Origin of the sequence: Nocardia sp. NPDC060220 (genome assembly GCF_042727815.1) — a bacterium.
In the GTDB taxonomy this organism is placed as follows: Bacteria; Actinomycetota; Actinomycetes; order Mycobacteriales; family Mycobacteriaceae; genus Nocardia.
Genome location: NZ_JBHWZY010000828.1, coordinates 1 through 3,010 on the forward strand (window position 1 = coordinate 1; position 3,010 = coordinate 3,010).

Below are 3,010 nucleotides of genomic sequence, written 5' to 3' on the forward strand. Positions count from 1 at the left end.
GTATGACCGTCACGGCACGGGCCGGGAGGTCCCAGGACGCCTCCACGGTGGGTCCCGGGCGGTCCCAGGACGCCACCACGGTGGGTCCCGGGCGGTCCCAGGACGCCACCACGGTTGGTGTCGTTCCCGTTGATGTCACTCCCGTTACGAGAGTGTGACCAAGCCCCTATTGCCTCATCAGCCGGGTTCCCACAGAGTGATGTATGCGCTTACAAACAGCGCTTACATCCCCCAGGCTGATATCGACGACCTCAACGAACGACTCGCCCGCACCCGCTGGCCCAACGAGCTCGCCGACGCCGGCTGGGACTACGGCTTCCCGCTGGCGCGGCTGAAGGAACTCGCCGAATACTGGCGCACCGGCTACGACTGGCGAGCGCACGAGGCGAGACTCAACGAACTCGCGCACTTCACCACCGAAATCGACGGCCAGAACATCCATTTCGTCCATGTCCGCTCGCCGAAGCCGGACGCGCTCGCCCTGATCCTCACCCACGGCTGGCCCGGCTCGTTCCTGGAATTCCTCGACGTGATCGAACCACTGTCGCGCGACTTCCACCTGGTGATCCCGTCAATTCCGGGCTACGGGTTCTCCGGGCCGACCCACGAGCGCGGCTGGGACATCGTCCGGGTGGCGCGCGCGTGGGCCGAGTTGATGCGGCGGCTCGGCTACGAGCGTTACGGCGCGCAGGGTGGCGACTTCGGCTCGGGTATCTCCCAGTCGCTCGCAGCGGTGGCGCCGGACAACGTTGTCGGCGTCCATGTGAACTACCTGCCGACGCGGCCGAACCCGGATGTCGAACTCTCCGACGCCGACGAAGCGCGACTTGGCAAGATCAAACAGCTGATGGCGAATCGACCGCCCTACCAGGCACTCCAGGCCGCCACCCCGCAGACCATCGGCTACGCGCTCACCGACTCGCCCGTCGGCCAACTCGCCTGGATCGCCGAACGTTTCGCGCAATGGACAGATCCACGCTCACCGATCAGCGACGACCGGATGCTCACCGACATCTCCCTGTACTGGCTCACCGCCACCGCGGCATCCTCGGCACGGCTACACCGCGAATCGGCGAGGGGGAGCGCGCCGTGCCCGGTGCCTCTGGGCGTCGCCGTCTTCGCCCATGACATCACCCAGTCGGTGCGCCCGCTGGCCGAGCAGCTCTACGACATCAGGCACTGGTCGGAATTCGACCGAGGCGGTCACTTCGCCGCGATGGAGGTTCCCGACCTGCTCGCCGCCGATATCCGAGAGTTCTTCCTGAACAGCATCAAGGAGGGCTGACCTCGCTCAGCGGCTGTCGCGCGGTGTGGGCCGCCAGAACACACCGAGCAGCAGCGTCGCAGAGACGACGCCGAGCACGACCGAGATCATCAGCGGTGCTGTGCCGTCCATCGCGATGCCGACCAGATGATCAACCGACCAGCGACCCGGCCCGAGAATGGCAATGACCACGGCAGTCGCGGCGAGGACGGCGGTGTACTCCCAGCCCTGGCCGGGCCGGAAGATGAAGAACCCGTTGTCTCGGTGCGCGGTGACCAAGGCGACCATCATGATCGAGACAACCGCGGCCGCGGCGAAAGGCGTGAGCATCCCGACGATGAGCAGCAGGCCGGCCACGATCTCGGTCACCGTGGCGAGCACCGCGTGCACCATCCCTGGACGCAGACCCATCGAGGCGAACCAGCCCGCCGTGCCGGTCAGCTTGCCGTCACCCCAGGCGTGATTGATGCCGTGAGCGAGGACGACGGTGCCGAGGGTGAGCCGGAGAACGAGGGCCGCGGCGTCGACGGAATTCATGCCGCCTGCTTCTTCGCGACACCCACCACGGGTTCCCGCACAGCCGGCTGCCACCCGGGCGGCGCGAAGACGTAGCCGAGCCGGTCACGCCACCGGCTCGCACGGCGAACGTCGCGGACGATGTTGGCGTACTCGTGGTACTGCAGGCGCAGCACGTTGTAGGTGCCGACCGGGGTGGTGAGACCGTAGGTGGGAGTGTGCAGTTCCGCCTGGAAGGTGCCGAACATGCGGTCCCAGATGATCAGGATGCCGCCGTAGTTGCGGTCCAGGTATTCGGGGTCGCTGCCGTGATGGACGCGATGGTGGGACGGGGTGTTGAACACGAATTCGAGCGGGCGCCACATCTTGTCGATCGTCTCGGTGTGGGTGAAGAACTGGTATATCAGGTTGAAGGCGAAGGCCACATAGATCGTCCACGGTGCGAAGCCCAGCAGGGGTAGCGGCGCCCAGAAGATCGCCTCCGACCAGGGGTTCCACTTCTGTCGCAGGGCGGTGCCGAGGTTGAAGTACTCACTCGAGTGATGTGCCTGATGTGCGGCCCAGCCGATGCGGACACGGTGGGAGAACCGGTGATTGCAGTACCAGGCGATATCGACGACCACCAGCAACAGCGGCCAGTACCACCAGGAGCCGGTGGGCAACTTCCACGGCGCCAGCTCGGCGTAGAGGATCACGAACACGAACAGCGTCGCGAGCTTGAACAGTGCCATCGCGCCCATCGCACCGAAACCCATCGTGATGCTGGTGCGCGAGTCGATGGGCGAGTAGGCCCGCGGTGTGTCCTCGGCGTCCGCGTGGCGCAGACTCAGCGCTTCGATGGCGATGAAGACGAGAAAGAACGGAACTGCGTAGATCAACGGGTTGTTGATGTGGTCCCAGAACACGGACAGCAAGCCGACTCCTCTTCTTGACGTATGAGTAATTTACAAAATAGTAAATTCACTGTCAACGCCTGTCCAACGGTCGTCTCGCCACTGCCGCCAGGAGCTGGACCTCGACCGACTCCCCGACGCGAAGACGTTGATGCACGCCCTCGCCGGGCAACCTCGATCTGCCTGTCGGGCGGCGAAGATCGGACGGAAACCTGACACAAGATGTCAAGGTTGTGGTCGAGGATGGGAATCGTCCGTTGCCGCACCATCCACAGATAAGGGACCGCCTTGCGTGAAACTCCAGAAGATCTCGCAGCACTTCAGGCGCTTCTCGACG

General features: G+C 64.9%; 3 protein-coding genes. 1 reads left to right on the plus strand and 2 read right to left on the minus strand.

Going from position 1 to position 3,010, the window contains the following annotated elements; translation table 11 throughout:
- The first annotated feature begins 199 nt into the window (after positions 1 to 199).
- Entirely contained in the window at positions 200 to 1,285 is a 1,086-nt protein-coding gene (locus ACFWF3_RS30325; RefSeq protein ID WP_379317091.1) for an epoxide hydrolase family protein, read from the plus strand.
- A 6-nt stretch (positions 1,286 to 1,291) separates the two neighbouring features.
- Here ACFWF3_RS30325 and ACFWF3_RS30330 read toward each other — a convergent pair whose 3' ends face one another.
- Both ACFWF3_RS30330 and ACFWF3_RS30335 read right to left on the minus strand, forming a co-directional pair.
- Complete coding sequence (locus ACFWF3_RS30330) at positions 1,292 to 1,801, minus strand: DoxX family protein (RefSeq protein WP_379317093.1); 510 nt, start codon at positions 1,799 to 1,801, stop codon at positions 1,292 to 1,294.
- Complete coding sequence (locus tag ACFWF3_RS30335) at positions 1,798 to 2,685, minus strand: sterol desaturase family protein (RefSeq protein ID WP_378992040.1); 888 nt, start codon at positions 2,683 to 2,685, stop codon at positions 1,798 to 1,800. The genes ACFWF3_RS30330 and ACFWF3_RS30335 overlap by 4 nt, the downstream gene beginning before the upstream one ends.
- Positions 2,686 to 3,010: the final 325 nt, after the last annotated feature.

Coding starts and splice junctions, on each gene's coding strand:
- ACFWF3_RS30325 (WP_379317091.1), top strand. CDS start 200: ATGTATGCGCTTACAAACAGCGCTTACATCCCCCAGGCTGATATCGAC.
- ACFWF3_RS30330 (WP_379317093.1), bottom strand. CDS start 1,801: ATGAATTCCGTCGACGCCGCGGCCCTCGTTCTCCGGCTCACCCTCGGC.